Here is a 25,034-nt window from a genome sequence, read left to right on the forward strand (position 1 = left end):
GCCTCCAGGATCGGGCATCGGGGCGGGCGCGCGGCGACACGTCCGGACAGCTTGGAAGTCTACGACCGGCCACTGACAACACGCGGGCACTCCGGAGTACGGTCGTGCGTTGGACCAGACACACGGACCGATTCCCGAAGACAGCGAATCGCCCGTACCCCGCGTACCAGGAGGCACCCAGCGATGCCGGAACCGCAGCCCACCGCCGAGCAGCGCGGCGAGGAGATCCTCGCCGTGTTCGAGACCGCGTTCGGCGAGCTGCTCGCCGCGGATCCCGCCGCGTTCCGGGTGAAGTTCCGCAAGATGGCGGCCTCGGCGTTCGCCTTCTACCGCGGCACGGCGTGCCTCTTCTACCACGATGTCCAGCGCGAGCAGCACGGCGGCCCGTACCTGGACGACCGCACGAGCCGGGTGTGGATCCACGGCGATCTGCACGCGGAGAACTTCGGCACGTACATGGACGCGACGGGCCGCCTGATCTTCAACGTGAACGACTTCGACGAGGCGTACGTCGGCCCGTTCACCTGGGACCTGAAGCGGTTCGCGGCGTCCGTGGCGCTGATCGGGTACGCGAAGGCCCTCGGCGACGACCAGATCAGCGAGCTGGTGCGCACGTTCGCGGCGGCCTACCGCGAGCGCGTGCGCGCGCTGGCGACGGGCGCCAAGAGCGACGAGGTGCCGCCGTTCACGCTGGACACGGCGGACGGCCCGCTGCTGGACGCGCTGCGCGACGCGCGCTCGCTGACCCGGTTCGGTCTGCTGGAGTCGATGACGGAGATCCGGGACTTCGAGCGCAGGTTCGCGGCGGGCGGCGGCGCGATCGAGCTGGACGCGGCGACGCGCTACAAGGTGCTCGCCGCGTTCGACGGCTATCTGGAGACGCTGCCGGAGGCGTCGCTGGCCCGCCCGGACTCCTACCGGGTCAAGGACGTCGTGGGCCGCCGGGGCATCGGGATCGGCTCGGCGGGCCTGCCCTCGTACAACATCCTGCTGGAGGGCAACAGCGACGCCCTGGAGAACGATGTGGTGATCTACGTCAAGCAGGCGCAGACCCCGGCCGTCTCCCGGCACATCACGGACCCGGCGATCCGCGAGTACTTCGCGCACGAGGGCCACCGCACGGTGATCTCGCAGCGGGCGCTCCAGGCGCACGCGGACCCGTGGCTGGGCTGGACCGAGCTGGACGGCGCGGGCCAGCTGGTCGCCGAGGTGTCGCCGTACGCGGTGGACCTGGACTGGGACGACATCGACGACCTGGAGGAGATCGCGGCGGTGGTCGCGGACCTCGGCCGGGCGACGGCGGCGATGCACGCGGCGGCGGACGACCAGTCCGGCGAGTCGCTGGTGCCGTTCTCCACGGAGCGGGCCATCGACGCGGCCATCGCGGCCGACGAGGACGGCTTCGCCGAGCTGCTGGTCGACTTCGCGCACACCTACGGGGCACGCGCGCGTGCGGACCACCAGATCTTCGTGGACCTCTTCCGCAACGGCCGCATCCCGGGCCTCGCCGCATAACGGGCCGTCCCGCGCCGTCAGCAGCCGTCAGCAGCCGCCAGCCTGCGATTCGATAACACACAGGCACCCTTTAGGCACCGCTGACAGGTGGCCATGGCACACTCCTCCGCGATGGACGACATATCCGGGACCCAGCTCAGAGCCGTGCGCGCGGCCCTCTTCACGGCGCTCGTCGTGATGCTCTCCGCCGCGTCGCACGTCCTGCTGTCACGGGCCCCGCTGCCGCTCACGACCCTCGCCGCCGTGGCGACGGCCGTGTTCGTGATCGCGTACGCGCTCGCCGGGCGCGAGCGCGGCTTCGGCCGGATCGCGGCCCTGCTCGTCCCGCTGGAACTGGCCGCGGACACGGTCTTCACCACCGGCCAGCACGTCTGTTACGGAGAGGCCGCGGGACCGGTCGCGGGCCCGCTGCGCGCGTTCGGCTTCGACGTGCTGTGCGCGGGCAACGTGGGCACGCCGCTGGCCCGGGTCGCGGGCGGCGGCGCCCGGGACGCGGCCCTGTTCGCGCACACCGACCCCACGCTCCCGTGGCTGCTGCTGGCCGCGCACGTCGGCGTGGGGCTCGCCGCGGCCCTCTGGCTGCGCCGGGGCGAGCAGGCGCTCGGCGGGCTGTTGCGGGCCGTCGCGGCGCTCGCGTTCCGGCCGCTGCTGATCGCCTGGGCCGTGGTGAGCGCCGCCGCGAGCGGTGACGTACCCCGGCCGCTGCCGGCCGCTCCCGCCCGCCTCTCGCGCACCCGGACGTGGGCGCACTCCGTGGGACGGCGCGGACCGCCGTGCCCGGCCGTCTGAGCCGGCACACGACAGTCCCCCGATCTCTCACACGACTACGGAGTACGAACATCATGAGCAAGCGCAACAGCCAGCAGGCGAAGATGGCGGCCCGCGAGCGGCTGCGCCTGGAGCGGGAGCGGCAGGCCAAGAAGGACAAGGCGCGCAAGAACGCGATCGTCGCGGGTTCCATCGTCGCCGTCCTCGCCGTCGCGGGCGGCGTCGGCTACCTCGTCATGCAGGGCAACAAGCCCGCGTACTGGGAGGCCGCGAAGGACAAGGCGCTGGTGGCGCCGAAGAACACCACCGGCAAGAACAACACGACGGTGACGCTCGGCAAGGACTCCGCGCCGAAGACGGTCATCGCGTACGAGGACTCGCGCTGCCCGGTGTGCGCGCAGTTCGAGCAGACGGTCGGTCCGACGCTCAAGAAGGACATGGACTCCGGCAAGTACAAGATCCAGTACGTCGGCGCGACCTTCCTCGACAAGAACCTCCAGGGCGAGGGCTCGAAGAACGCGCTGAGCGCGCTCGGTGCCGCCCTGAACGTGTCGAAGGACGCCTTCTGGAACTTCAAGGAGGCCATGTACTCCAAGAAGTGGCACCCGGAGGAGACGGACGACAAGTTCAAGGACGACTCGTACCTGCTGCGGATCGCGGCCACGGTGCCCGAGCTGAAGAACGACAAGGCCTTCGCCAAGGACGTCAAGGACGGCACCTTCGACCGCTGGGCGCTGGAGATGTCGAAGAACTTCGACGACAACAAGTACGGCGTCCAGGGCACGCCGTCGTTCGTGCTCGACGGCAAGAAGATCACCGGCTCGGACAAGCAGAACGCGCCGATGACGGTGGCCGAGTGGAACGCGGCCGTGGACAAGGCGCTCAAGGGCTGACACCGGGCTGACCCGGGCCGGCCCCGGCCGGCCCCGCTGACACGCGGCGAACAGTCGACGGGCGGACGAACCTTTCGGGTTCGCCCGCCTTCGCCATGTACTGGTCAGTAAGGTGATCACCCGTGACCAGTGGACTCAACACCCAGCCCGCGGCCCCGCGCCGCCGTACCGTCGTCAAGGCCGCCGCGGCCACCGCCGCGCTCGCCGGCCCGCTCGCCTCGGCCGCCACCGCGCACGCCGCCGAGGCCCCCGCCTTCCTGCACGGCGTCGCCTCAGGCGACCCGCTGCCGGACGGCATTCTGCTGTGGACGCGGGTGACGCCGACCCCGGACGCCGTGCCCGGCTCGGGCCTCGGGCCCGAGGTGGCCGTGCGGTGGGAGATAGCGCAGGACAAGGTGTTCGGCACGGTCGTCGCCGAGGGGACGACGACCGCGAGCGCCGAGAGCGACCACACCGTGAAGGCGGACGTACGGGGGCTGCGTCCGGCGACCACCTACTACTTCCGCTTCTCGGTGGACGGCGTCGTCTCCGCCACGGGCCGTACGAAGACCGCGCCGGCCGCCGACGCCTCCCTCGCCGGCCTGCGCTTCGGCGTGGTGTCCTGCGCGAACTGGGAGGCCGGCTGGTTCTCCGCGTACCGCCACCTCGCGGCCCGCGCCGACCTGGACGCGGTCCTCCACCTCGGGGACTACATCTACGAGTACAAGACGGGCGAGTACCCGGCCGCGAAGTACACGGTGCGCCCGCACCAGCCCGCGCACGAGATCGTGACGCTCGCCGACTACCGCGTACGGCACGGCGCGCACAAGACCGACGACGACGTACGGGCGATGCACGCGGCGCACCCACTGGTGGCGATCTGGGACGACCACGAGTTCGCCAACGACGCCTGGTCGGGCGGCGCGGAGAACCACACGCCGGGCACCGAGGGCGACTGGGCGGCCCGTCAGCAGGCGGCGAAGCAGGCGTACTTCGAGTGGATGCCGGTGCGCGCCTCGACGGCCGGCACGGTCTTCCGGCGGCTGCGCTTCGGCACGCTGGCCGAGCTGCACCTGCTGGACCTGCGCTCGTTCCGCTCCCAGCAGGCGAGCGTGGGCAACGGCGCGGTGGACTCGCCGGACCGCACGATCACCGGCCGCGCGCAGCTCGACTGGCTGAAGTCGGGGCTGTCCGCGTCGCAGGCCCGCTGGAAGCTGGTCGGCACGTCGGTGATGATCTCGCCGGTCGCGTTCGGCGCGCTGCCCGCGCACCTGCTGGCGCCACTGGCGAAGCTGCTGGGACTGCCGCAGGAGGGGCTCGCGGTCAACGTCGACCAGTGGGACGGCTACACGCACGACCGCAAGGAGCTGATCGGGCACCTGCGCGACAACGGCATCCGGGACACGGTCTTCCTCACCGGCGACATCCACATGGCGTGGGCGAACGACGTGCCGGTGACGGCCGGCACGTATCCGCTCTCCCCCTCGGCGGCCACGGAGTTCGTCGTCACGTCGGTCACCTCCGACAACCTGGACGACATCCTGCACGTCGCCCCTGACACCGTGTCCACGGTCGCGGAGAGCGCCGTCAAGGCGGCCAACCGGCATGTGAAGTGGCTGGACATGGACGCGCACGGCTACGGCGTGCTCGACGTGACGGCGGAGCGGGCGCAGATGGACTACTACGCCGTCTCCGACCGTACGGACAAGAACGCCACGTCGGCCTGGGAGCGTTCGTACCGCACGCGCACCGGCACGCAGAAGGTCGAGCGCGTGGACGCCCCCGTGCGGTGATCTCTGTACGGTGCATTCCGGTCAGCGGCGCGGGAGCCGGTCTTCCGCGCCGCTGATCACGGTGGGTGGTGCGGGGCCGGGCGCCAAAGCGGACACTCTGCCCGCCGCGGTGACGCCGGGCTCGTCGCGCCCGTCCCAAACTCCGGACGGGCGCCGGATTTTTTCTCCCCGTTGTCCTGGTTCGCCGGGTGGATCCGCGCGGCGGAGGCGGCTGTTTCGCGTCCTTTTCCGGTGTGACATGGCCACGTAATCTCCGGGCGGCGGCGAGGAAGTCCCTCCCGCCCGCGTCCGCGAGGAGTCCGTATGAGCACCCCCGCCTCCGCCTCCCGCCCGTCCCCCCGCCTGCGCCGCCGGCTGCTCGGCGCCGCCGTGGTCTCCGGCGCCCTGGCCCTGGTCCCCCTCTCCGCGCCCAGCGGCAGCGCCGCCGCGAAGCCCGGCGCGAAAACCACCGCCACGCGCGCGTGCGCCACCGACACCCAGGGCGCGGGCGCGCACGCGAACGCCCGCGTGAAGAAGCCCGCCGGCGCCGCCCACGCGCAGGAACCCAATGAGCTGTCCGCCACGCGCGCCGCCGCCATGGACAAGGCGCTGCGCAAGAGACTGGACACCCTGCGCGCCGAAGGCACGCTCGGGCGCGGCCTGAGCACCACGGCCACCACGACGATCCCGGTGTACGTGCACGTCATCCACTCCGGGACGACCGGCAAGCTGTCGGCGACGTCGATCGCCAACCAGATCAGCGTCCTGAACGCCGCCTACAGCGGGCAGGGCAGCGGCAACACCGACTCCGGCTTCCAGTTCCAGCTCGCCGGGACCGACTACACCGACAACGCGTCCTGGTACAACGGCATCACGCCCGGCTCGGCCGCCGAGAAGTCCATGAAGTCGAGCCTGCGCAAGGGCGGCGCGAACGCCCTGAACTTCTACACGGCGAACCTCGGACAGGACCTGCTCGGCTGGGCGACGTTCCCGTCCTCGTACAAGTCGAACCCGTCCGACGACGGCGTCGTGATCCTCGACACCTCGCTGCCGGGCGGCTCGGCCACCAACTACAACGAGGGCGACACCGGCACCCATGAGATAGGCCACTGGCTGGGGCTCTACCACACGTTCCAGGGCGGTTGCAGCGGCAACGGCGACTACGTGGCCGACACGCCCGCCGAGAAGACCGCGGCCTACCAGTGCCCCACCGGGCGCGACTCGTGCACCAACAAGGCCGGCCTCGACCCGATCCACAACTTCATGGACTACACGTACGACTCCTGCATGACGCAGTTCACGCCCGGCCAGGTGCAGCGCATGAAGGACAGCTGGAGCGCGTACCGGGCCGGCTGACCCGCCGCTAGAGCGTGTCCAGGAAGCCGAGCGCCACCCGCCAGGTGGCCTCGGCGGCCTCCTCGTCGTAGTCCGGCAGGTCCGGGTCCGTGTACAGGTGCCCGGCGCCCGGGTAGCGGTAGATCTCCACGTCCGCGCCGACGCGGCCCATCTGGAGGTACCACGTGTTCAGCCAGTCGTCCGTCTCGAAGGCGTCCGGCGAGGCCACGTGGAGCTGCACGGGCAGGTCCGGCGCGCTCGCCGTCTCCGCGATGTCGGACGTGCCGTGCAGGAGCAGCAGGCCCTTGGCCCTCTCGTCGCCGAGGGCCAGGGTCTGCGCGGTGGCGGCGCCGAAGGAGAAGCCCGCGTAGACGAGGCCGCGCTCGGAGTAGGGCGCGGCGGCGAGGACGGCGCGCTTGAGCAGCTCGTCCTTGCCGGTCTCGTCCTGGAAGGCCATGCCCTCCTCGACGGTGTCGAAGGTCTTGCCGTCGAAGAGGTCGGGGGTCCACACCTCGTGCCCGGCCGCGCGCAGCCGGTCGGCGGCGGCGAGCACGGCGGGCCGCAGCCCGAACGTGGAGTGGAAGAGCATGATGTTCATGCGCCCCATGGTGCCAGGAGCCCCCTCGACGTCACGCCGGTGCCGCCCGTTACGGTCGTGGGATGGAGAACGTACTGCGCCCACTGATCGTCGTCGGTGGAGCGGTCGTCGTCACCCTGCTCGTGGGGTGGGCCGCCGACCGTCTGCTGCAGCGTGCCGACCGACGTCACCCCGACACACCGCTGTGGGGCCTGTTGCGCCGCTGTCGACTTCCCCTCCAGGTCGTGCTGTGCACGGCCATGCTGCGGGGCTTCTACGACCGGGCACAGATCGCCCCTGAACACTCGGCGGGGATCGGCCGGACGCTGAGCCTCGTCCTGATCGGCGCCACCGCCTGGCTGGTGATCAGAGTCGCCGCCACGATCGTGGAGTCGTCCTACGCCCGCTACGCCCACGCCCACCGCGACCCCGCCCGGGTCCGCCGCGTCCGCACCCAGGTCACCCTGATCCAGCGCGTGGTCACCGCCGTCGTCGCCGTGGTGGCGGCGGCCGCGATGCTGCTGACGTTCCCCGCGTTCCGCGCGGCCGGCGCCTCGCTGCTGGCCTCGGCCGGCATCCTCGGCATCGTCGCCGGTGTCGCCGCCCAGTCCACCCTCGGCAACCTCTTCGCGGGGCTCCAGATCGCCTTCGGCGACATGGTCCGCATAGGGGACACCGTCGTGGTGGACGGCGAGTGGGGCACGGTCGAGGAGATCACCCTCACGTTCCTCGCCGTACGCACCTGGGACGAGCGCCGGATCACCATGCCGGTGTCGTACTTCACGTCGAAGCCGTTCGAGAACTGGTCGCGCGGTGGCGCCCAGATGACCGGCACGGTCTTCTTCCACCTCGACCACAGCGCGCCCATCGCGCAGATGCGCGAGAAGCTGCACGACATCGTCCGCGACTGCGCCGCCTGGGACGGCCGCGACTGGGGCCTGGCCGTCACCGACACCACCCCGAACACGCTCCTCGTCCGCGCCCTGGTCACCGCCAAGGACGCGGACGACATCTGGACCGTGCGCGTCACCGTCCGCGAGCAGATGGTGCGCTGGCTGACCGAGCACCACCCGTACGCGCTGCCGCGCATCAACACGGCGACCGCGCTGGTGCCGCCCGAGGAGCTGCGTGACCCGTTCCCGCGCCATGTGCTGGCCCGCGACGGCCGCGCCCCGCGCACGGGCCGGGGCTGACCCCGCTCGGGGCTGTCGGAAGGGACAGGCCCGTCAGGGCGTCCCGACGCCCCTCACCGATCAGGCCGGGCCCACGGACCCGGCCTGATCCCTGCCCGGGGCCGCGGGCGGGCCCGTACGTCAGCGCAGGCTGCGGACGTCCAGCTGGCGCAGGACGCGGTCGACGATCTCGGGGTCGGCGCCCGGCTCGCTGCGGGCGGCCAGCACCTCGTGGCGGGCCGCCGACATCATCTCGGACTGGATGCGCCGGATGCGCTTGATCCTGGCGAACCGTTTGGCCTGAGCCTCGCGGCGCTCCTCGGCGCCGAGTTCGGGGTTGATGCGCAGCCCGATGTCGTAGGCGCGGCGCAGCAGTTGCTCCTGCACCTCCTCGGGCAGCTCCTCGACCTCCTCGATCTCCTTCAGGCGCCGCTTCGCGGCCTTAGCGGCGCGCAGGGCGAGGTCCTTCTCGTAGGTCTGCTCGGCCTCGGTGTCGGCGGTGACGTTCAGCTTCCGCACCAGCCAGGGCAGGCTCAGGCCCTGGAGGACGAGGGTCGCCATGATCACGCCGAACGCGATGAACACGATCTCGTCGCGGTCGGGGAAGGGCGAACCGTCGTCCATGGTGAGCGGGATGGCGAGGGCCAGCGCCACGGACGCCACGCCGCGCATCCCCGACCACCACATGACGACGGTCTCCCGCCAGCTCACGGGGATCTCCTCGTCCACGTCCCGCCGCGTGTGCATGCGCTGCGTCACCCAGGTCATGGGCAGCAGCCACAGCAGCCGTACGACGATGACGACGACCACGACGGCACCGGCCCAGCCGAGCATCTCGCCCCAGCGCCCGTCGGCCGTCCGTACGACGTTGTGCACCTCCAGGCCGATGAGCCCGAACGCGACACCGGTGACGAGGGTGTCCACGACGTCCCAGAAGGCGCGGCCGGTGAGCCGGCTCAGCACGTCGTCGGCGTCGAAGGCGTGCTCCACCATGAACATGGCGGTGGTGACGACGGCGAGCACCCCCGAGCCGTGCAGCTCCTCGGCGAGCACGTAGGAGGCGTACGGGACGAGCAGCGTCAGGCCGATCTGGAGCGTGGCGTCGCCGAGATAGCCCATGAGCCGGTTGGCGCACCAGGCGAGGGCGAAGCCGACCGCGATGGCGACGACCGCCGACAGCACGAGCGTGAACACGGCCTGGGGCACGGAGAACGTGCCGGAGACGGCGGCGGCGATGGCCACGTGGTAGAGCACGATCGCCGTCACGTCGTTGAACAGGCCCTCGCCCTCCAGGATCGACACCATGCGCCGGGGCAGCCCCAGTTGGCCGGCGACGGCGGTCGCGGCGACCGGGTCGGGCGGCGCGACCAGGGCGCCGAGCGCGACGGCGGCGGCCAGCGGCAGGCCGGGCACCACGGCGTTCGCCACGACGGCGACGGCGGCCGTCGTGACGAAGACGAGCGCGACGGCGAGCAGGAAGATCGGTCGTCTGTTGGACGCGAACTGCCGCCATGAGGTGCGGTGCACGGCCGCGTAGAGCAGCGGGGGCAGCACCAGCGGCAGGATCAGATCCGGCGGGATGTCGACATTGGGCACGGCGCCGATCAGCGCGAGACCGATGCCGAGCAGCGTCATCAGCACCGGCGCGGGCAGTCCGAGACGGTCGCCCAGCGGCACACTCAGAAGCGCTCCGAGCAACAGCGCGAACAACAGGGCCAACTGTTCCACGAAGGGCTCCGACCAAGCTCGACGATCACGACGTTCGGCCTCAAGGGTGCCACGCGTATCCCCACAAACCCCCACTCAGGGGGCAGGCGGCACGGGTATCCGTGCCGGGGCGCGCGCGATGCGGCCGGAACCCCCGGCAGGCCGGACACCCTGTCAGATCGCATTCCCTGCCAGACCGGGTTCCCTGGCAGACCGGATGCCCGGCGGGCCGGATTCGCGTCAGAGAGGCTTGCGCATCGCCCGGTGCGGGATGCCCGCGTCGTCGAACTCCGGCCCGTACACCACGTACCCGAGCCGCTCGTAGAAGCCGAGGGCGTGCGTCTGCGCGTGCAGGTCCACGGCGGCGAGCCCGCGCGCGCGGGCCGCGTCCTCGATGGCCCGCACGAGCGCCGCGCCCACGCCGAGTCCGCGCGCGGCCTTGGTCACTGCGAGCCGGCCGAGGGCGCCGACGTCCGCCGCCCCGCCGTTCTTCACGGCGGCGGCCTCGCCGGTCAGCAGCCGGCCGGTGCCGAGCGGCAGTCCGTCCGCGCGCACGGCCAGCACATGCACCGCGCCCGCGTCGTACGCGTCGTACTCCAGCTCCTGCGGCACGTTCTGCTCGACGACGAACACCTCGCGGCGCACGGCGAAGCAGGCGTCCCGGTCGGCTTCCTTGTCCGCGACGCGGACCGTGTAGGCGGCGGCGCTCACGCGCTCTCCTCGCGCACGCGGTCCAGGGCCGTCTGGAGGTCGTCGGGGTAGGCGCTCTCGAACTCGACCCACTGGCCGTCGCCGGGGTGCTCGAAGCCGAGCCGCACGGCGTGCAGCCACTGGCGGGTCAGGCCGAGCCGCTTGGCGAGCGTGGGGTCCGCGCCGTACGTCAGGTCACCGGCGCAGGGGTGGCGGTGCGCCGACATGTGCACGCGGATCTGGTGCGTGCGCCCGGTCTCCAGCTTGATGTCGAGCAGGGAGGCCGCGCGGAACGCCTCGATGAGGTCGTAGTGCGTCACGGAGGGCTTGCCGTCGGCCGTGACCGCCCACTTGTAGTCATGGTTCGGGTGGCGGCCGATGGGCGCGTCGATCGTGCCGCTCATCGGGTCCGGGTGGCCCTGCACGAGCGCGTGGTAGCGCTTGTCCGGGACGCGCTCCTTGAACTGCCGCTTGAGCGAGGTGTACGCCCGCTCCGACTTGGCGACGACCATCAGGCCCGAGGTGCCGACGTCGAGCCGGTGCACGATGCCCTGGCGCTCGGCGGCGCCGGACGTGGAGATCCGGTACCCGGCGGCGGCGAGCCCGCCGATCACGGTGGTGCCGGTCCAGCCGGGGCTGGGGTGCGCGGCGACGCCGACCGGCTTGACGATCACGACGATGTCGTCGTCGTCATGCACGATCTCCATGCCCTCGACGGGCTCGGCGACGATCTGCACGGGCGCGGGCGCCTGCGGCATCTCGACCTCGAGCCAGGCCCCGCCGTGCACCCGCTCGGACTTTCCCACGACCGCGCCGTCGACCGTGACCTTCCCGGCGGCGGCGAGCTCGGCGGCCTTGGTACGGGAGAAGCCGAACATGCGGGAGATGGCGGCGTCGACGCGCTCGCCCTCCAGACCGTCCGGCACGGGCAGGGTGCGGATCTCGGGAATCGTGCTCACGCATCGAGTATGCAGGAGCCCACCGACACCGCCGAACGGCAGGTGCCGGGCGTCAGTCCTTGTGGACGGTGCCGTCCGGGTCGATCCCCCGGAACGACAGCAGCACGATGAGGATGCCGCCGCACACGATCGCGGAGTCCGCGAGGTTGAACACCGGGTAGTTCTTCGGCGCGATGAAGTCGACGACGGCGCCCTCGAAGACGCCGGGGGCCCGGAAGACCCGGTCGGTGAGGTTGCCCAGCGCGCCGCCCAGCAGCAGGCCGAGGGCGATGGCCCAGGGCGTGCTGTAGAGCTTGCGCGCCAGGCGCACGATGACCACGATCACGGCCGCCGCGATCACCGTGAAGATGATCGTGAACGCCTCGCCCACGCCCCAGGCCGCGCCCGGGTTGCGGATGACCTCGAGCTGGAGCCAGTCACCGAGGATCTCGATGGAGTCGCGGTGCTCAAGCTTGGCGACGACGAGCAGCTTGCTGCCCAGGTCGAGGGCGTACGCGAGGGCCGCCACCGCGAACAGCACGGCGATGCGCCGGCTGCCCTTCGGGCGCTCGGCGGCGTCCTTCCCGGCCTCGTCGGCCGGCTCGGGTTCGGCTGCCCCCGCCTCGGGTGAATCCGGCGTACCGATGATGCGCTCCGTCTCGGCCACGTGAGTCCCTCAACCTAGGTACCTGACTGAGGACGAGAGTACGGCACGCCGGGGCGGCGTCCCATGGTCGGTGCGGGCGTCGCTCAGGAGCGCCGCTCCTGCTTCTGCTTGCACTCCACGCACAGGGTGGCGCGCGGGAACGCCTGCATACGGGCCTTGCCGATGGGGTTGCCGCAGTTCTCGCACAGGCCGTACGTGCCCGCGTCCAGGCGCTCCAGTGCGCGCTCGGTCTGGAGCAGCATCTCGCGGGCGTTGGCGGCCAGGGCCATCTCATGCTCGCGCGTGATGTTCTTCGTGCCGGTGTCGGCGTCGTCGTCGCCCGCGCCGTCGCCGGAGTCCCGCATCAGACCGGCGAGGCCCTCCTCGGCGGCGGCGATCTCGCTGCCGAGGCGCAGCACCTCGCTCTGCAGCTCGGCGCGGGCCTCCCGGACCTCTTCCGGGGTCCAGGGCTCCTCGCCCGCCCTGACGGCCAGCTCCCCGGGTTCGGCGGTGCCGCGCGCCTTGGGGACCGCGCCGGCGTTCTTCGCCGCGGTGGCCGTGCCCTGAGTCTTCTTCGCAACCACTGTCGTGGCTCCCGTCGTCGTCGCGGCCTCTTCGGTCGCGTCCTTGCCTCCGGCGGACCTCACGGACGTCTCGGCGGCACCGGCTGTCTTCTTGGCGGTACGTTTCCCCGCACCACCGCCCTCAGCACCTTCCCCGACGCCCTTGTCGGCGGGGGCGGTGCGAGCGCGGGCGTGAGTCTTGGGGTCGGAGCGATCAGGCGCGGCGCTCTTGTCGGCGGTGCCGTCGTGAGTGGCGCTCTTGTCGGCGGTGCCGGTTTGTGCGGCGCTCTTGCCGGCCGTGCCGTCATGCGCCGCGCTCTTGCGGGCGGCCCGCTTCTTGGTGGGGGGCTTGTCGGCGGCGCCCTTCGCGGAGGCCGTTCCGTGGGGCTCGGCCGCCTCGGGGGTCGCCTTCTTCGCGGGGGCTTTCTTCGCGGGGGCTTTCTTCGCGGGGGCTTTCTTCGCGGGGGCTTTCTTGGCCGCGGTCTTCTTGGCTGCCGTCTTCTTCGTTGCCGTCTTCTTCGCTGCGGACCCCTCGGACGTCGTCTTCTCCGCGGGCGCCTTGGCAGCGGCGGCCGTCTTCTTGGCGGCAGTTTTCTTGGCTGCCGTCTTCTTGGTCGCCGGTTTCTTCGCGGGCACCTTCTTCGCGGGCACCTTCTTCGCGGCCGGTGTCGCCCCGGCCACCGCCACCTCGGTCGCCGACGCGGGCTTCCCCGCCGCCCGCTTCTCGGCGGCGGCCTTCTTCGCGGGCGCCTCCTCGACGGCCCGCTCATGTGCCGCCACCTTCGCGGCCACGGCCTTCTCAGCGCCGGCGGGGGCCTTCCCGGCACCGGACTCCCCGGCACCCGCCTTCCCGGCGGCAGCCTTCCCGGCACCCGCAGCCCGCGCCACGCTCTTCTTGCCGCCGGCCGGCTTACCCGTACCGCCCGTCACGGCCTCACCGCCCGCGCGGGCCTTACCCGTACCGCCCGCGCCGGAAGCCCGGGCCGCCCCGCCGGAGGCACCCGCGCCCGTCGTTCCACCGGACGCAGAATGCTGAACGGCGGTCTTTTTCGCCACCATGGCCGCGGCCCCTTCACAAATTGTGATCTTGCACGCGAATCGTGCTGGGACGATAAATCGACTTCAGGGCCGCGGCAACGGGGCGAACGTCCCTTATGCCCCCCACACACCCCCTCACCCGGCCCCCGCACAGCGCCCGAGCGACCCGGCATGCATCCGTTGTGCCCCGCTCCCCGCCTGGTAATCCGCCGCGCACGACCACCCCGCACCCCCACGCCCCGCCCGCCGCCGGCCCCCGTACAGCACCCGCGCGAGCGCCCACCGCCCGTCTGGCCATTCGGGTCACTCCCACCCCCGCCCCGCGCCCGCCCGCACCCCCGGGAAAACCGGTCCGCCGCGCCCCCGCGGGCGCCGTACACTGGGCGGAGCGAAAAGCGTGGATGGGGCCGAGTAGCGGCGTACGCAGCCAAGAGCGATCCGGGGACGGTGGAAGCCCGGGGGCGAGCGCGACGCGAAGATCACCCCGGAGCCGCCGGAAGAAAGCCGCAGCCCGCGAGAGCGACGGCGAGTAGACCCGGCATCGCACCCCAATGAGGGGGCTCACCGGAGCGCACACCCGCGCGCCGGAGGGCCAAGGAGGGTGGTACCGCGGGAGCGCGCCGCACACGGCGTACGACACACAGGCTCTCGTCCCTCCGACGGAGAGAAGCACGTCCGCCGGAGGAAGACTGATGACGCAGTACCGACAGGTGCCCGCCCAGGTCGACCTGCCCGCCCTCGAGCACGCGGTGCTCGACTTCTGGCGCGAGCAGAAGATCTTCGCCAAGACCCTGGAGCAGTCCGAGGGACGCCCCGAGTGGGTGTTCTACGAGGGCCCGCCCACGGCCAACGGCATGCCGGGCGCCCACCACATCGAGGCCCGCGTCTTCAAGGACGTCTTCCCCCGCTTCCGCACCATGCGCGGCTACCACGTGGGCCGCAAGGCCGGCTGGGACTGCCACGGCCTGCCGGTGGAGCTGGCGGTCGAGAAGGAACTCGGCTTCAACGGCAAGAAGGACATCGAGGCGTACGGCATCGCCGAGTTCAACGCCAAGTGCCGCGAGTCCGTGACCCGGCACACCGACGCCTTCGCCGAGCTGACGACGCGCATGGGCTACTGGGTCGACCTCGACGACGCGTACCGCACGATGGACCCCGCGTACGTCGAGTCGGTCTGGTGGTCGCTGAAGGAGATCTTCAACAAGGGCCTGCTCGTCCAGGACCACCGCGTCGCCCCCTGGTGCCCCCGCTGCGGCACCGGCCTGTCGGACCACGAGCTGGCACAGGGCTACGAGACGGTCGTCGACCCCTCCGTCTACGTCCGCCTGCCCTTGACCTCCGGCCCGCTCGCCGGCCAGGCGTCCCTGCTGATCTGGACGACGACCCCGTGGACGCTCGTGTCCAACACGGCGGTCGCCGCCCACCCCGAGGTGCGCTACGTCGTCGCCACCGACGGCGAGGAGAAGCTCGTCGTCGCCGAGCCGCTGGTCGACAAGGCGCTCGGCGAGGGCTGGGAGAGGACCGGCGAGTCCTTCACCGGCGCCGAGATGGAGCGCTGGAAGTACCAGCGCCCCTTCGAGCTGGTCGAGTTCCCGGCCGAGGCCCACTACGTGGTCAACGCCGAGTACGTCACCACCGAGGACGGCACCGGCCTCGTCCACCAGTCCCCCGCGTTCGGTGAGGACGACCTCAAGGTCTGCCGCGCGTACGGCCTGCCGGTCGTCAACCCCGTGCTGCCCGACGGCACGTTCGGGCCGGAGGTCCCGCTGGTCGGCGGCGTCTTCTTCAAGAAGGCCGACGAGAAGCTGACCGCGGACCTCCAGGAGCGCGGCCTCCTCTTCAAGCACATCCCGTACGAGCACAGCTACCCGCACTGCTGGCGCTGCCACACGGCCCTGCTGTACTACGCGCAGCCGTCCTGGTACATCCGTACGACCGCCGTCAAGGACCGTCTCCTCCAGGAGAACGAGAAGACGAACTGGTTCCCCGAGACGGTCAAGCACGGCCGCTTCGGCGACTGGCTGAGCAACAACATCGACTGGGCGCTGTCCCGCAACCGCTACTGGGGCACCCCGCTGCCCATCTGGCGCTGCGAGGAGGGCCACCTGACGTGCGTCGGTTCCCGCGAGGAGCTGTCGCGCCTGTCCGGCACCGACCAGTCGGAGCTCGACCCGCACCGCCCGTTCATCGACGCGGTGACCTTCCCCTGCACGCACGAGGGCTGCTCGCTCGAGGCGGTGCGCGTGCCGGAGGTCATCGACGCCTGGTACGACTCGGGCTCGATGCCGTTCGCGCAGTGGGGCTACCCGTACAAGAACAAGGAACTGTTCGAGTCGCGCTACCCCGCGCAGTTCATCTCCGAGGCCATCGACCAGACGCGCGGCTGGTTCTACACGCTGATGGCGGTCGGCACCCTCGTCTTCGACAAGTCCAGTTACGAGAACGTCGTCTGCCTCGGCCACATCCTCGCCGAGGACGGCCGCAAGATGTCCAAGCACCTGGGCAACATCCTGCAGCCCATCCCGCTCATGGACCAGCACGGCGCGGACGCGGTGCGCTGGTTCATGGCAGCCGGCGGCTCCCCCTGGGCGGCCCGCCGCGTCGGCCACACCACCATCCAGGAAGTCGTCCGCAAGACGCTCCTCACGTACTGGAACACGGTCGCCTTCCAGGCCCTGTACGCCCGTACGTCGGGCTGGGCACCCAGCGAGGCCGACCCGGCGCCCGCCGAGCGCACCGTCCTGGACCGCTGGCTCCTGTCCGAGCTGCACCAGCTCACCGCCGACGTCACGCAGGCGCTCGAGTCGTACGACACCCAGCGCGCCGGCAAGCTCCTGTCGGCGTTCGTCGACGACCTGTCGAACTGGTACGTGCGCCGCTCGCGCCGCCGCTTCTGGCAGGGCGACAAGGCCGCGCTGCGCACCCTGCACGACGTGGTCGTCACGGTGACACAGCTCATGGCGCCGCTGACGCCGTTCATCACCGAGCGCGTCTGGCAGGACCTGGTCGTCCCGGTCACCCCGGACGCGCCGGAGTCGGTGCACCTGTCGCGGTGGCCCGAGGCCGACCTCGCGGCGGTCGACCCGAAGCTGTCCACGCAGATGGCGCTGGTGCGCCGGCTCGTGGAGCTGGGCCGTGCCACGCGCGCGGAGTCGGGCGTCAAGACCCGTCAGCCGCTGTCGCGCGCGCTGGTCGCCGCGTCCGGTTTCGACGCGCTCTCCCCGGAACTGCACGCGCAGATCACGGAGGAGCTGAACGTCACCTCGCTCGCCTCCCTGTCCGAGGTCGGCGGCTCGCTCGTCGACACGACGGCGAAGGCGAACTTCCGGGCGCTCGGCAAGCGGTTCGGCAAGCGCGTCCAGGACGTGGCGAAGGCCGTGGCCCAGGCGGACGCGGCGGCGCTCTCCCTCGCCCTGCGCGAGGGGAACGCGTCGGTGGAGGTGGACGGCGAGACCATCACGCTGTCGCCGGACGAGGTCATCATCACGGAGACCCCGCGCGAGGGCTGGTCGGTGGCGTCCGACGCGGGCGCGACCGTCGCCCTCGACCTGGAGCTGACGGAGGAGCTGCGGCAGGCGGGCCTGGCCCGTGACGCGATCCGGCTGATCCAGGAGGCCCGCAAGAACAGCGGCCTGGACGTCGCGGACCGTATCGCCCTGCGCTGGACGTCGACGGACCCGGCGGTGATCTCGGCGCTGACCGAGCACACGGGCCTGATCTCCAACGAGGTCCTCGCCACGGACTTCGCCCAGGGCGAGGCGGACGACACGTACGGCCCCGCGTTCACGGACGAGCCCCTGAGCCTGACCTTCCACCTCAAAAAGGCCTAACCCCCACGCCAGGGGCCCCACCGCCACAGGTGGGGCCCCACCCATCCCCCCCAGGGACCAGCCCCCTAGGGGCGCGAGGAACTGCGCGCCAAGCCACGACGCACCGTCACCCAGAAACCGACCCTCACCCCACCACCCCCACAAAAAACACCCCGCACCAAGCAACACCCAGCACGATCAACCCCCACCCCCCGCCAAGCTCAGCGCAGCGAAACGGCCCTGGCCCAGATCGCAGAAACGATCCGGGCCAGGGCCTGAATGAACGCCGACGCCTCCTCAGGCGTAACGCTCGCCGCTTAGTTGTCGTCCTCGTCGATGAGGAAACCGCGCATCGGCGACGGCGCCTGCCCCATCTGCTGCTGCCCCTGGGGCCGCACCGGAGCCATCGGCTGCGTCATCGCGGGCGACATCTGCTGCTGACCGCCGTAGGACGGACCGCCCTGCGACTGGTTGCCGCCCATCGACTGGTTGCCGCCGTAGGACGGGGCACCCGCGCCGGCCGGGGCCATCGAAGGCGCCGGGGACGGCGGCAGCGAGGCGGTGGCCGGGGTACGCGGCGGGGCCAGCGAGTCGTCGGCCTGGGTCTCCAGCTGACGGAGCTGCGACTCCAGGTACGACTTCAGACGCGTGCGGTACTCGCGCTCGAAGCCGCGCAGGTCCTCGACCTTGCGCTCCAGCGTGGCGCGGGCGGACTCCAGGGAGCCCATGGCCACGCGGTGCTTCTCCTGCGCGTCCCGCTCCAGGGCGTCGGCCTTGGCACGGGCGTCACGCTCAAGACCCTCGGCGCGGCTGCGGGCCTCGCCGACGATCTTGTTCGCCTCGGAGCGGGCCTCGGCGATCGCCTGGTCGGCGGTCTGCTGGGCCAGCGACAGGACACGGGCGGCGCTGTCGCCACCGGGGCCCTGACCGGGCTGCGGCATCTGCGGCGGGCCGCCGTGGCCGCCCATGGGGCCGCCCATCGGACCGCTCAGCTGACCCTGGCCATGTCCCTGGCCGTGGCCCTGGCCCATCGGACCGGGACCCTGACCCATCGGGCCGGGACCCTGCGGGCCGCCCTGGGGACCGTGGCCACCGGGACCGGCCGGAAGCTGCGGGGCACCGCTCGGCAGCTGCGGCGGACCGCCCATGGGGCCACCCATCTGCTGCTGCTGCGGCGGACCCGATATCCCGGCGGGCACGGGGGCGCCGGGCCCGCGCATGCCCTGCGGGGGGCCCTGCTGCTGGTCCTGGGGACCACCGGGACCCTCGGGGCCGCCTGGGCCCTTGCGCATGCCGCCCTGCTGCTGGTTCTGCGCAGCTGCGCGCGTGGCTGCGGCGAGCTTCGCGCGCAGGTCCTCGTTCTCACGAAGGAGACGGGTCAGTTCGGCTTCGACCTCATCGAGGAAGGCATCGACCTCGTCCTCGTCATAGCCTTCTCGGAGGCGGACGGTCGTGAACTGCTTGTTCCGCACGTCCTCGGGGGTCAACGGCATCTCTTCACCTCAACGTTGTCGTCGGCATTCGGCAAGACCGTAGTTGACATCGCGCTCACAGCCGGCTCACGACGGAGATCAGGATGTAGACGATGATCATCAGTACGAAGAAGGACAGGTCGAGCGCCACGCCCCCGAGACGCAGCGGCGGAATGAACCGCCGCAGAAGCTTGAGCGGTGGATCAGTGACAGTGTAGGTGGCCTCTAGAACGACCACCATCGCCTTGCCGGGTTGCCATGAGCGGGCGAACTGGAAGACGTAGTCCATGACCAGCCGGAAGATCAGCACGATGAGGAAACACATCAGCGCGATGTAGACCACATCCAAAACCACGCCCATGTCGGTGGTTCCCTCTCCCCTGTGTCTCGTGCCTCGTGACTAGTACTGGCGAGCCGTCGAACTAGTGCTGCGTCTCAGCTCTGGTTGAAGAACCCACCCTCTGCGATGCGGGCCTTGTCCTCCGCCGTGACATCGACGTTAGCAGGCGACAACAGGAACACCTTCTGAGTCACCCGCTCGATGCTGCCGTGCAGACCGAAGACGAGACCGGCGGCAAAGTCGACAAGTCGCTTCGCGTCGGTGTCGTCCATCTCCGTCAGATTCATGATCACCGGAGTGCCCTCACGGAAGTGTTCCCCGATGGTACGGGCCTCGTTGTAGGTCCGCGGGTGCAGCGTGGTGATGCGGTAGGGCTCCCGCTCGGACACGACCTTGGGCATGATCACCGGTGCGTTCTTCTCCAGGCTCTGACGTTCAGGTGTGATGGATGCCACGGGGGCGATTCGCGCCGGACGTCCGGATTCAGCGGCGAGCGAAGCGGGCTGGCGCGCCGGCTCGCGGGGTGCGGGCGGTGTCACCGCTCGTACCGGTTCGTCCGCTTCCACCGGACGGGAACCGTGTGACTGATGCGACGGTTCGTGCCGTCGGCGGTCACGCTCTGGCTCCGGGTCCAGCTCGGGTTCGAAGTCGTCATCGGGGTCGAAGCCCCGGCCGTCGTACCCATCGTCCTCCACGAGGCCGAGGTAGACCGCCATCTTGCGCATCGCGCCGGCCATGCTCTGAGTCCTCCGCTCTGTGGTGGATCGGCTGACGTACCAAGTGCCCGCGATCCACGTGGCCTCCTCGCTCATCAGCGAGAATGACCATATTTTCTGCTGTGGTCCGACTTCTTGGCGACGTTACCCGAGCCTGGGTCGGACACCGAGGACCGCCGTACCGACGCGCACATGTGTCGCTCCGGCCGCCACGGCCTCTTCGAGATCCGAACTCATCCCTGCCGAGACCATGTTCGCAGCCGGATGGGCCACGCGCAGGTGAGTCGACAAATCCATGAGCCGCTCGAACGCCGCCCGCGGCCGCCCCGCGTACGCCCCGGTGAGGGGTGCGACGGTCATCAGTCCGTCGAGCCGAAGACCCTCGGCCTCGGCCACGCGCGCGGCCAGTTCCTCCACTCCCCCGGGTCCCACTCCGCCCCGCTCGCCGCGCCCGTCCTCGTCCGCGTCGAGCGCGACCTGGATCAGGCACCCGACCTCGCGCCCGGCCCTGACCGCCTCCTTGGAGAGCGCGGTGACGAGCCGGGCCCGGTCCACGGACTGCACCTCGCCCGCGTAACCGACCACGGAGCGCACCTTGTTGGTCTGGAGCTGCCCGACGAAGTGCCAGGTCAGGTCCAGGTCCGCGCAGGCCGCCGCCTTGGGGGCCGCGTCCTGGTCGCGGTTCTCCGCCACGTGCCGCACACCGAGTCCGGCGAGCAACCGTACGTCGGTGTCGGGGTAGGTCTTCGTGACCACGATCAAGGTCACATCCTCGCGCTTGCGTCCGGCGGACGCGCAGGCGGCGGAGATACGTTCCTCCACCGCCGCCAGGTTCGACGCGAGTTCTTCCTTACGTCCCTGAAGGTCCGTCATGTCGTATCAGTCCAGCCAGACATAGCCCGCGAGCCGGCCCGTGGCCTTGTCGCGGCGGTACGAGAAGTGGTCGTGCGACTCCCGCGTGCACACCGGCGAGCGCCGCCGGTCGCGCACCCCGAGCCGCTCCAACTGGGCGTGCACCCCGGCGGTCACGTCGACCGCCGGCGTGCCCCAACTGGTCTCGGCGTACGCCGCCGGCTCCACCGCGGCGACCTCGGCGCGCATGGCGTCCGGCACCTCGTAGCACCGGCCGCAGACCGCGGGCCCGGTGAGGGCCACGATCCGCTCGGGCTCGGCGCCGAGTCCGGTCATCGCGCGCACCGCGGCCGGGACGACGCCGGCGACCATGCCGGGGCGTCCGGCGTGCGCCGCGCCGACGACTCCGGCGACCGGGTCGGCGAGCAGGACCGGGGTGCAGTCCGCGGTGAGCACCGCGAGGGCGAGTCCGCGCCGGGCGGTGACGATCGCGTCGAGCGCCGGGATGTCCTGCCCGTCCGGCCAGGGCCCGTCCACGACGGCGGCGTCGGCGCCGTGCACCTGACGCATCCAGACCACCCGGCCCGGCTCGATGCCGAGGTCCGCCGCGGCGCGGGCGCGGTTGGCGCGGACGGCGGCGGGGTCGTCGCCGACCGCGCCGCCGAGGTTGAGCTCCTCGTACGGAGCGGCGCTCACCCCGCCCCACCGGTCGGTGAAGGCGAAGTGCGCGCCGCTCGCGCTCTCGCGCTGTCCTATCACTGCGTCGACGTCCCCATCAGAGCGCGGAACGTCACTTCAGGAAGTCCGGGACGTCCAGCTCCTCGGCCTGGCTGTCCGGGTAGGACGGCCGGGGCACCTGGGGCGGGGTCACCGGGACCGCGGGGGTCTCGTTCGCCGGGGCCGCCGGGGTCTCGACGGGCTCGGGCTTGGGCTCCTCGCGCGGCGTGACGCTGCCGAGCGAGCCGAAGGCCGGGCGCGAGGGCTCGGGGGCGGGCGCCGGGCGCGATGCCGGGGCCGGTTCCTCGCGCTTGACCGACGACGAGCCGATCACGTTGTCCCGCTTGTTCGGCGGCTGGCCGCCGTCGAAGCCGGCGGCGATGACGGTGACCCGTACCTCGTCGCCGAGTGCGTCGTCGATGACGGCGCCGAAGATGATGTTCGCCTCGGGGTGGGCGGCCTCGCTGACCAGCTGCGCCGCCTCGTTGATCTCGAAGAGACCGAGGTCGGAGCCGCCGGAGATGGAGAGCAGCACGCCACGGGCGCCGTCGATGGACGCCTCCAGGAGCGGCGAGGAGATCGCCATCTCCGCGGCGGCCACCGCGCGGTCGTCGCCGCGGGCGGAGCCGATGCCCATGAGGGCGGAACCCGCCTCGGACATCACGGACTTGACGTCGGCGAAGTCGAGGTTGATCAGACCCGGGGTGGTGATGAGGTCGGTGATGCCCTGGACACCGGAGAGCAGGACCTGGTCCGCCGACTTGAAGGCGTCGAGGACCGAGACCTGGCGGTCCGAGATGGACAGGAGCCGGTCGTTGGGGATGACGATGAGGGTGTCGACCTCTTCGCGGAGTTCGGCGATGCCGTCCTCCGCCTGGTTGGCCCGGCGCCGGCCCTCGAAGGTGAACGGCCGGGTGACCACACCGATCGTGAGGGCGCCGAGCGAGCGCGCGATGTTGGCCACGACGGGTGCGCCGCCGGTGCCGGTGCCGCCACCTTCACCGGCGGTGACGAAGACCATGTCGGCCCCCTTGAGGACCTCCTCGATCTCCTCGCGGTGGTCCTCGGCCGCCTTGCGCCCGACTGCCGGATTGGCTCCGGCGCCGAGTCCGCGGGTGAGTTCACGGCCGACGTCGAGCTTGACGTCCGCGTCGCTCATCAACAGGGCTTGCGCGTCGGTGTTGATGGCGATGAACTCGACGCCCTTGAGACCGACCTCGATCATCCGGTTGATGGCATTGACACCACCGCCGCCGACACCGATGACTTTGATGACTGCGAGGTAGTTCTGCGGTGCTGCCACGTCGAAGGCCTCTCGCCTCGAGTTACGTGTCGCCGCCTCGCTTCTACGGTGCGACGACTGATGCCGAATTGGGGCGGTCCGGCCTCCTAGTTGACTACTAGTCGACTGCCGACCCGAACCCTAACGCTGAAGTTTAGGGTTACCAGTGTGTCTGTTCCCTGGACTCTTCCGAACCTGACACTAAGTCGACAAGTGGCGCCCGTTCAACGAACACGCCGAACCTCCCGTTTTTCTTTTCACCCTATGTGATCAGCCGTAGCGATGCCCAACCAGGGTGCTGGCCTGCACTGATGTGCGTCAACTCCCCGATGAGGCAGGGGCGGTGGGAACACTCACGTCGAAGTGCCGGGCACCCGGGGCGGCTTTCAGGAGAGCGGTCAGCGCGCGGGCCTTCGCCGCGCCGTTCTCGGAACTCCCCCACACGACGACGCGGCCGTCGGACAGCTCCAGCGAGATGTCGTCGTAGGAGCGGACCTTGACGGTGCGTGCGGCATGCGCCACAGGGCGTGGCACCGAGGCGGCGACCCGTACGGCCTCGCGCACGAGCCGGTCGGACCCGAAGCGTCGCAGACTGGCGGCGGCACCGGAGCGGTCGGGGGTCAGTTCCAGTCGGGGAACGCCCCGGGGCGCCTTGTCGACCGTGGCGAAACGCACGCCCTCGTGGTCGACTTCGACGAACTTGCCCGCATTACGGGTGTCTTCGGCAATCAGAACGGGCTTACGTTCCGTCACTTTCAGCGCGATTCCATGCGGCCAGGAACGCACTACGTCAACCGCGTCGATTCGGGGCAATTTCCGGCGCAACCGGTCCTCAATGCCCCCGGTGTCGACGGAAATCAGCGGCGCCCCGACCGGGACCGCCGCCACCTGACCCACCTCGCCCGGCGTGAGCACCCGGGTCCCGGAGACCGTGACGCGCTCCACGCGCAGCCACTGCGAGCCGTACAGGAGCCAGATCGCTCCCGCCCCGAGCAGGACGAGCAGCACGCCCGCCACGACCAGGGTCCGGCGGCGCGGGCGCCCGGGGCGGCGCGGGGGCGGGCCGGACTCGGACGTCCCGGCGTCTTCACGATCCGTCAGCGCGAATCCGGCCATGTTCCCCTGCCTTTGCATCCATGGGCGCCCCGCGCGCGGGGTGCCCCTAACGACGCGAGTTGATCGCCTCGTACACCATCCCGACGAGCAGGTCGTCGGCGTCCCTGCGGCCGAACTCGGAGGCGGCGCGGGACATCTCGTACAGCCGGTGCGGGTCGGCGAGTACGGGCAGGACGTTGCCCTGGACCCACTCGGGGGTCAGTTCCGCGTCGTCGACCAGCAGTCCGCCGCCCGCCTTGACCACCGGCTGGGCGTTGAGCCGCTGTTCGCCGTTGCCGATGGGCAGCGGGACGTACGCGGCCGGGAGCCCGACGGCGGAGAGTTCGGCGACGGTCATCGCGCCCGCGCGGCAGAGCATCATGTCGGCCGCGGCGTACGCGAGGTCCATCCGGTCCACGTACGGTACCGGGATGTACGGGGGCATCCCGGGCATCTGCTGCACCTGCGGCAGTTCGTTCTTCGGCCCGACGACGTGGAGCACCTGGATGCCGGAGCGCTGGAGCACGGGCGCGACGCGCTGCACGACCTCGTTGAGCCGGCGTGCGCCCTGGGAGCCGCCGGAGACCAGCAGCGTCGGCAGGTTCGGGTCGAGGCCGAACGTGGCGCGGGCCTCGGGGCGCACCTGGGCGCGGTCGAGGAGCGCGATGGTCCGGCGCAGCGGGATGCCGATGTAACGAGCGTCACGCAGCTTGCTGTCCGGGGTGGAGACGGCGACCTGGGCCGCGTACCGCGAACCGATCTTGTTGGCGAGGCCCGGGCGGGCGTTGGCCTCGTGCACGATGATCGGCACGCCGAGGCGCTTGGCGGCGAGGTAGCCGGGCAGGGCGACATAGCCGCCGAAGCCCACGACCGCGTCGGCCTTGGTGCGCTCCAGGATCTGCTCGGCCGCCTTGATGGTGCCGCGCAGCCGGCCGGGCACGGTGATCAGCTCGGGGGTGGGCTTGCGCGGCAGCGGGACGGCCGGGATCAGCGCCAGTTCGTAGCCGCGCTCGGGTACGAGCCGCGTCTCGAGCCCCTTCTCCGTGCCGAGGGCCGTGATGCCCACGGTCGGGTCCTGCCTGCGCAGGGCGTCCGCGAGGGCGAGCGCCGGCTCGATGTGGCCGGCGGTCCCCCCGCCGGCGAGTACGACATGCACCG

Annotated in this window: 21 protein-coding genes; 7 read left to right on the forward strand and 14 right to left on the reverse strand. The window is 71.3% G+C overall.

Annotation, left to right across the window (positions count from 1 at the left end):
• Positions 1 to 183: 183 nt before the first annotated feature.
• The 5 genes from ACZ7LY_RS11535 to ACZ7LY_RS11555 all read left to right on the forward strand — a co-directional run bounded on the left by ACZ7LY_RS11535 (position 184) and on the right by ACZ7LY_RS11555 (position 6,283).
• Complete coding sequence (locus tag ACZ7LY_RS11535) at positions 184 to 1,515, forward strand: DUF2252 domain-containing protein (RefSeq protein ID WP_471624322.1); 1,332 nt, start codon at positions 184 to 186, stop codon at positions 1,513 to 1,515.
• Positions 1,516 to 1,608: 93 nt separating this feature from the next.
• Entirely contained in the window at positions 1,609 to 2,304 is a 696-nt protein-coding gene (locus tag ACZ7LY_RS11540; RefSeq protein ID WP_471624323.1) for a hypothetical protein, read from the forward strand.
• A gap of 53 nt (positions 2,305 to 2,357) precedes the next feature.
• A complete protein-coding gene (locus ACZ7LY_RS11545) occupies positions 2,358 to 3,176 on the forward strand; it encodes a DsbA family protein (protein ID WP_471624324.1) in 819 nt (272 codons plus the stop codon).
• A 122-nt stretch (positions 3,177 to 3,298) separates the two neighbouring features.
• Complete coding sequence (locus ACZ7LY_RS11550; RefSeq protein WP_471624325.1) at positions 3,299 to 4,948, forward strand: alkaline phosphatase D family protein; 1,650 nt, start codon at positions 3,299 to 3,301, stop codon at positions 4,946 to 4,948.
• 303 nt (positions 4,949 to 5,251) lie between these two features.
• Positions 5,252 to 6,283, forward strand: a complete 1,032-nt coding sequence (locus tag ACZ7LY_RS11555; RefSeq protein WP_471624326.1) for a zinc metalloprotease — start codon at positions 5,252 to 5,254, stop codon at positions 6,281 to 6,283.
• 7 nt (positions 6,284 to 6,290) lie between these two features.
• Here the strand turns inward: ACZ7LY_RS11555 and ACZ7LY_RS11560 are convergent, their stop codons facing one another.
• Complete coding sequence (locus ACZ7LY_RS11560; RefSeq protein ID WP_471624327.1) at positions 6,291 to 6,860, reverse strand: dienelactone hydrolase family protein; 570 nt, start codon at positions 6,858 to 6,860, stop codon at positions 6,291 to 6,293.
• A 62-nt stretch (positions 6,861 to 6,922) separates the two neighbouring features.
• On the opposite strand from ACZ7LY_RS11560, the gene ACZ7LY_RS11565 reads away from it, so the two are divergent.
• Positions 6,923 to 8,032, forward strand: coding sequence for a mechanosensitive ion channel family protein (locus ACZ7LY_RS11565; RefSeq protein WP_471624328.1), 1,110 nt, complete (start codon positions 6,923 to 6,925; stop codon positions 8,030 to 8,032).
• A gap of 120 nt (positions 8,033 to 8,152) precedes the next feature.
• On the opposite strand, the gene ACZ7LY_RS11570 is transcribed toward ACZ7LY_RS11565, so the two are convergent.
• The 5 genes from ACZ7LY_RS11570 to ACZ7LY_RS11590 form a co-directional block, all read right to left on the reverse strand.
• Entirely contained in the window at positions 8,153 to 9,739 is a 1,587-nt protein-coding gene (locus ACZ7LY_RS11570; protein ID WP_471624329.1) for a Na+/H+ antiporter, read from the reverse strand.
• Positions 9,740 to 9,958: 219 nt separating this feature from the next.
• Positions 9,959 to 10,429, reverse strand: coding sequence for a GNAT family N-acetyltransferase (locus ACZ7LY_RS11575; RefSeq protein ID WP_471624330.1), 471 nt, complete (start codon positions 10,427 to 10,429; stop codon positions 9,959 to 9,961).
• Entirely contained in the window at positions 10,426 to 11,367 is a 942-nt protein-coding gene (locus tag ACZ7LY_RS11580; RefSeq protein ID WP_471624331.1) for an RluA family pseudouridine synthase, read from the reverse strand. Before ACZ7LY_RS11580 ends, ACZ7LY_RS11575 begins: the two co-directional genes overlap by 4 nt.
• 52 nt (positions 11,368 to 11,419) lie before the next feature.
• A complete protein-coding gene (lspA, locus tag ACZ7LY_RS11585; RefSeq protein ID WP_471624332.1) occupies positions 11,420 to 12,013 on the reverse strand; it encodes a signal peptidase II in 594 nt (197 codons plus the stop codon).
• A gap of 83 nt (positions 12,014 to 12,096) precedes the next feature.
• Positions 12,097 to 13,485, reverse strand: coding sequence for a TraR/DksA family transcriptional regulator (locus ACZ7LY_RS11590; protein WP_471624333.1), 1,389 nt, complete (start codon positions 13,483 to 13,485; stop codon positions 12,097 to 12,099).
• 800 nt (positions 13,486 to 14,285) lie between these two features.
• Here ACZ7LY_RS11590 and ileS point away from each other — a divergent pair.
• A complete protein-coding gene (ileS, locus tag ACZ7LY_RS11595; protein WP_471624334.1) occupies positions 14,286 to 17,423 on the forward strand; it encodes an isoleucine--tRNA ligase in 3,138 nt (1,045 codons plus the stop codon).
• 296 nt (positions 17,424 to 17,719) lie between these two features.
• Here the strand turns inward: ileS and ACZ7LY_RS11600 are convergent, their stop codons facing one another.
• The 8 genes from ACZ7LY_RS11600 to murG all read right to left on the reverse strand — a co-directional run bounded on the left by ACZ7LY_RS11600 (position 17,720) and on the right by murG (position 25,032).
• Complete coding sequence (locus ACZ7LY_RS11600; RefSeq protein WP_471624335.1) at positions 17,720 to 18,895, reverse strand: DivIVA domain-containing protein; 1,176 nt, start codon at positions 18,893 to 18,895, stop codon at positions 17,720 to 17,722.
• A gap of 55 nt (positions 18,896 to 18,950) precedes the next feature.
• A complete protein-coding gene (locus ACZ7LY_RS11605) occupies positions 18,951 to 19,235 on the reverse strand; it encodes a YggT family protein (protein ID WP_188339419.1) in 285 nt (94 codons plus the stop codon).
• A gap of 74 nt (positions 19,236 to 19,309) precedes the next feature.
• Positions 19,310 to 19,951 carry a cell division protein SepF gene (locus ACZ7LY_RS11610; protein ID WP_471624336.1) on the reverse strand — a complete coding sequence of 214 codons (642 nt, stop codon included), beginning with the start codon at positions 19,949 to 19,951 and terminating at the stop codon, positions 19,310 to 19,312.
• 123 nt (positions 19,952 to 20,074) lie between these two features.
• On the reverse strand, positions 20,075 to 20,803 hold the full coding sequence (locus ACZ7LY_RS11615; RefSeq protein WP_471624337.1) for a YggS family pyridoxal phosphate-dependent enzyme: 729 nt from the start codon (positions 20,801 to 20,803) through the stop codon (positions 20,075 to 20,077).
• A 6-nt stretch (positions 20,804 to 20,809) separates the two neighbouring features.
• Positions 20,810 to 21,541 carry a peptidoglycan editing factor PgeF gene (gene pgeF, locus ACZ7LY_RS11620; RefSeq protein ID WP_471624338.1) on the reverse strand — a complete coding sequence of 244 codons (732 nt, stop codon included), beginning with the start codon at positions 21,539 to 21,541 and terminating at the stop codon, positions 20,810 to 20,812.
• Between the two features lie 31 nt (positions 21,542 to 21,572).
• Positions 21,573 to 22,802, reverse strand: coding sequence for a cell division protein FtsZ (gene ftsZ, locus ACZ7LY_RS11625; RefSeq protein ID WP_471624339.1), 1,230 nt, complete (start codon positions 22,800 to 22,802; stop codon positions 21,573 to 21,575).
• A gap of 297 nt (positions 22,803 to 23,099) precedes the next feature.
• Positions 23,100 to 23,897, reverse strand: a complete 798-nt coding sequence (locus ACZ7LY_RS11630; protein ID WP_471624340.1) for a cell division protein FtsQ/DivIB — start codon at positions 23,895 to 23,897, stop codon at positions 23,100 to 23,102.
• 46 nt (positions 23,898 to 23,943) lie between these two features.
• Complete coding sequence (murG, locus tag ACZ7LY_RS11635) at positions 23,944 to 25,032, reverse strand: undecaprenyldiphospho-muramoylpentapeptide beta-N-acetylglucosaminyltransferase (RefSeq protein WP_471624341.1); 1,089 nt, start codon at positions 25,030 to 25,032, stop codon at positions 23,944 to 23,946.
• Between the last annotated feature and the right edge of the window lie 2 nt (positions 25,033 to 25,034).

It is taken from the genome of Streptomyces sp. NPDC107550, assembly GCF_055639095.1.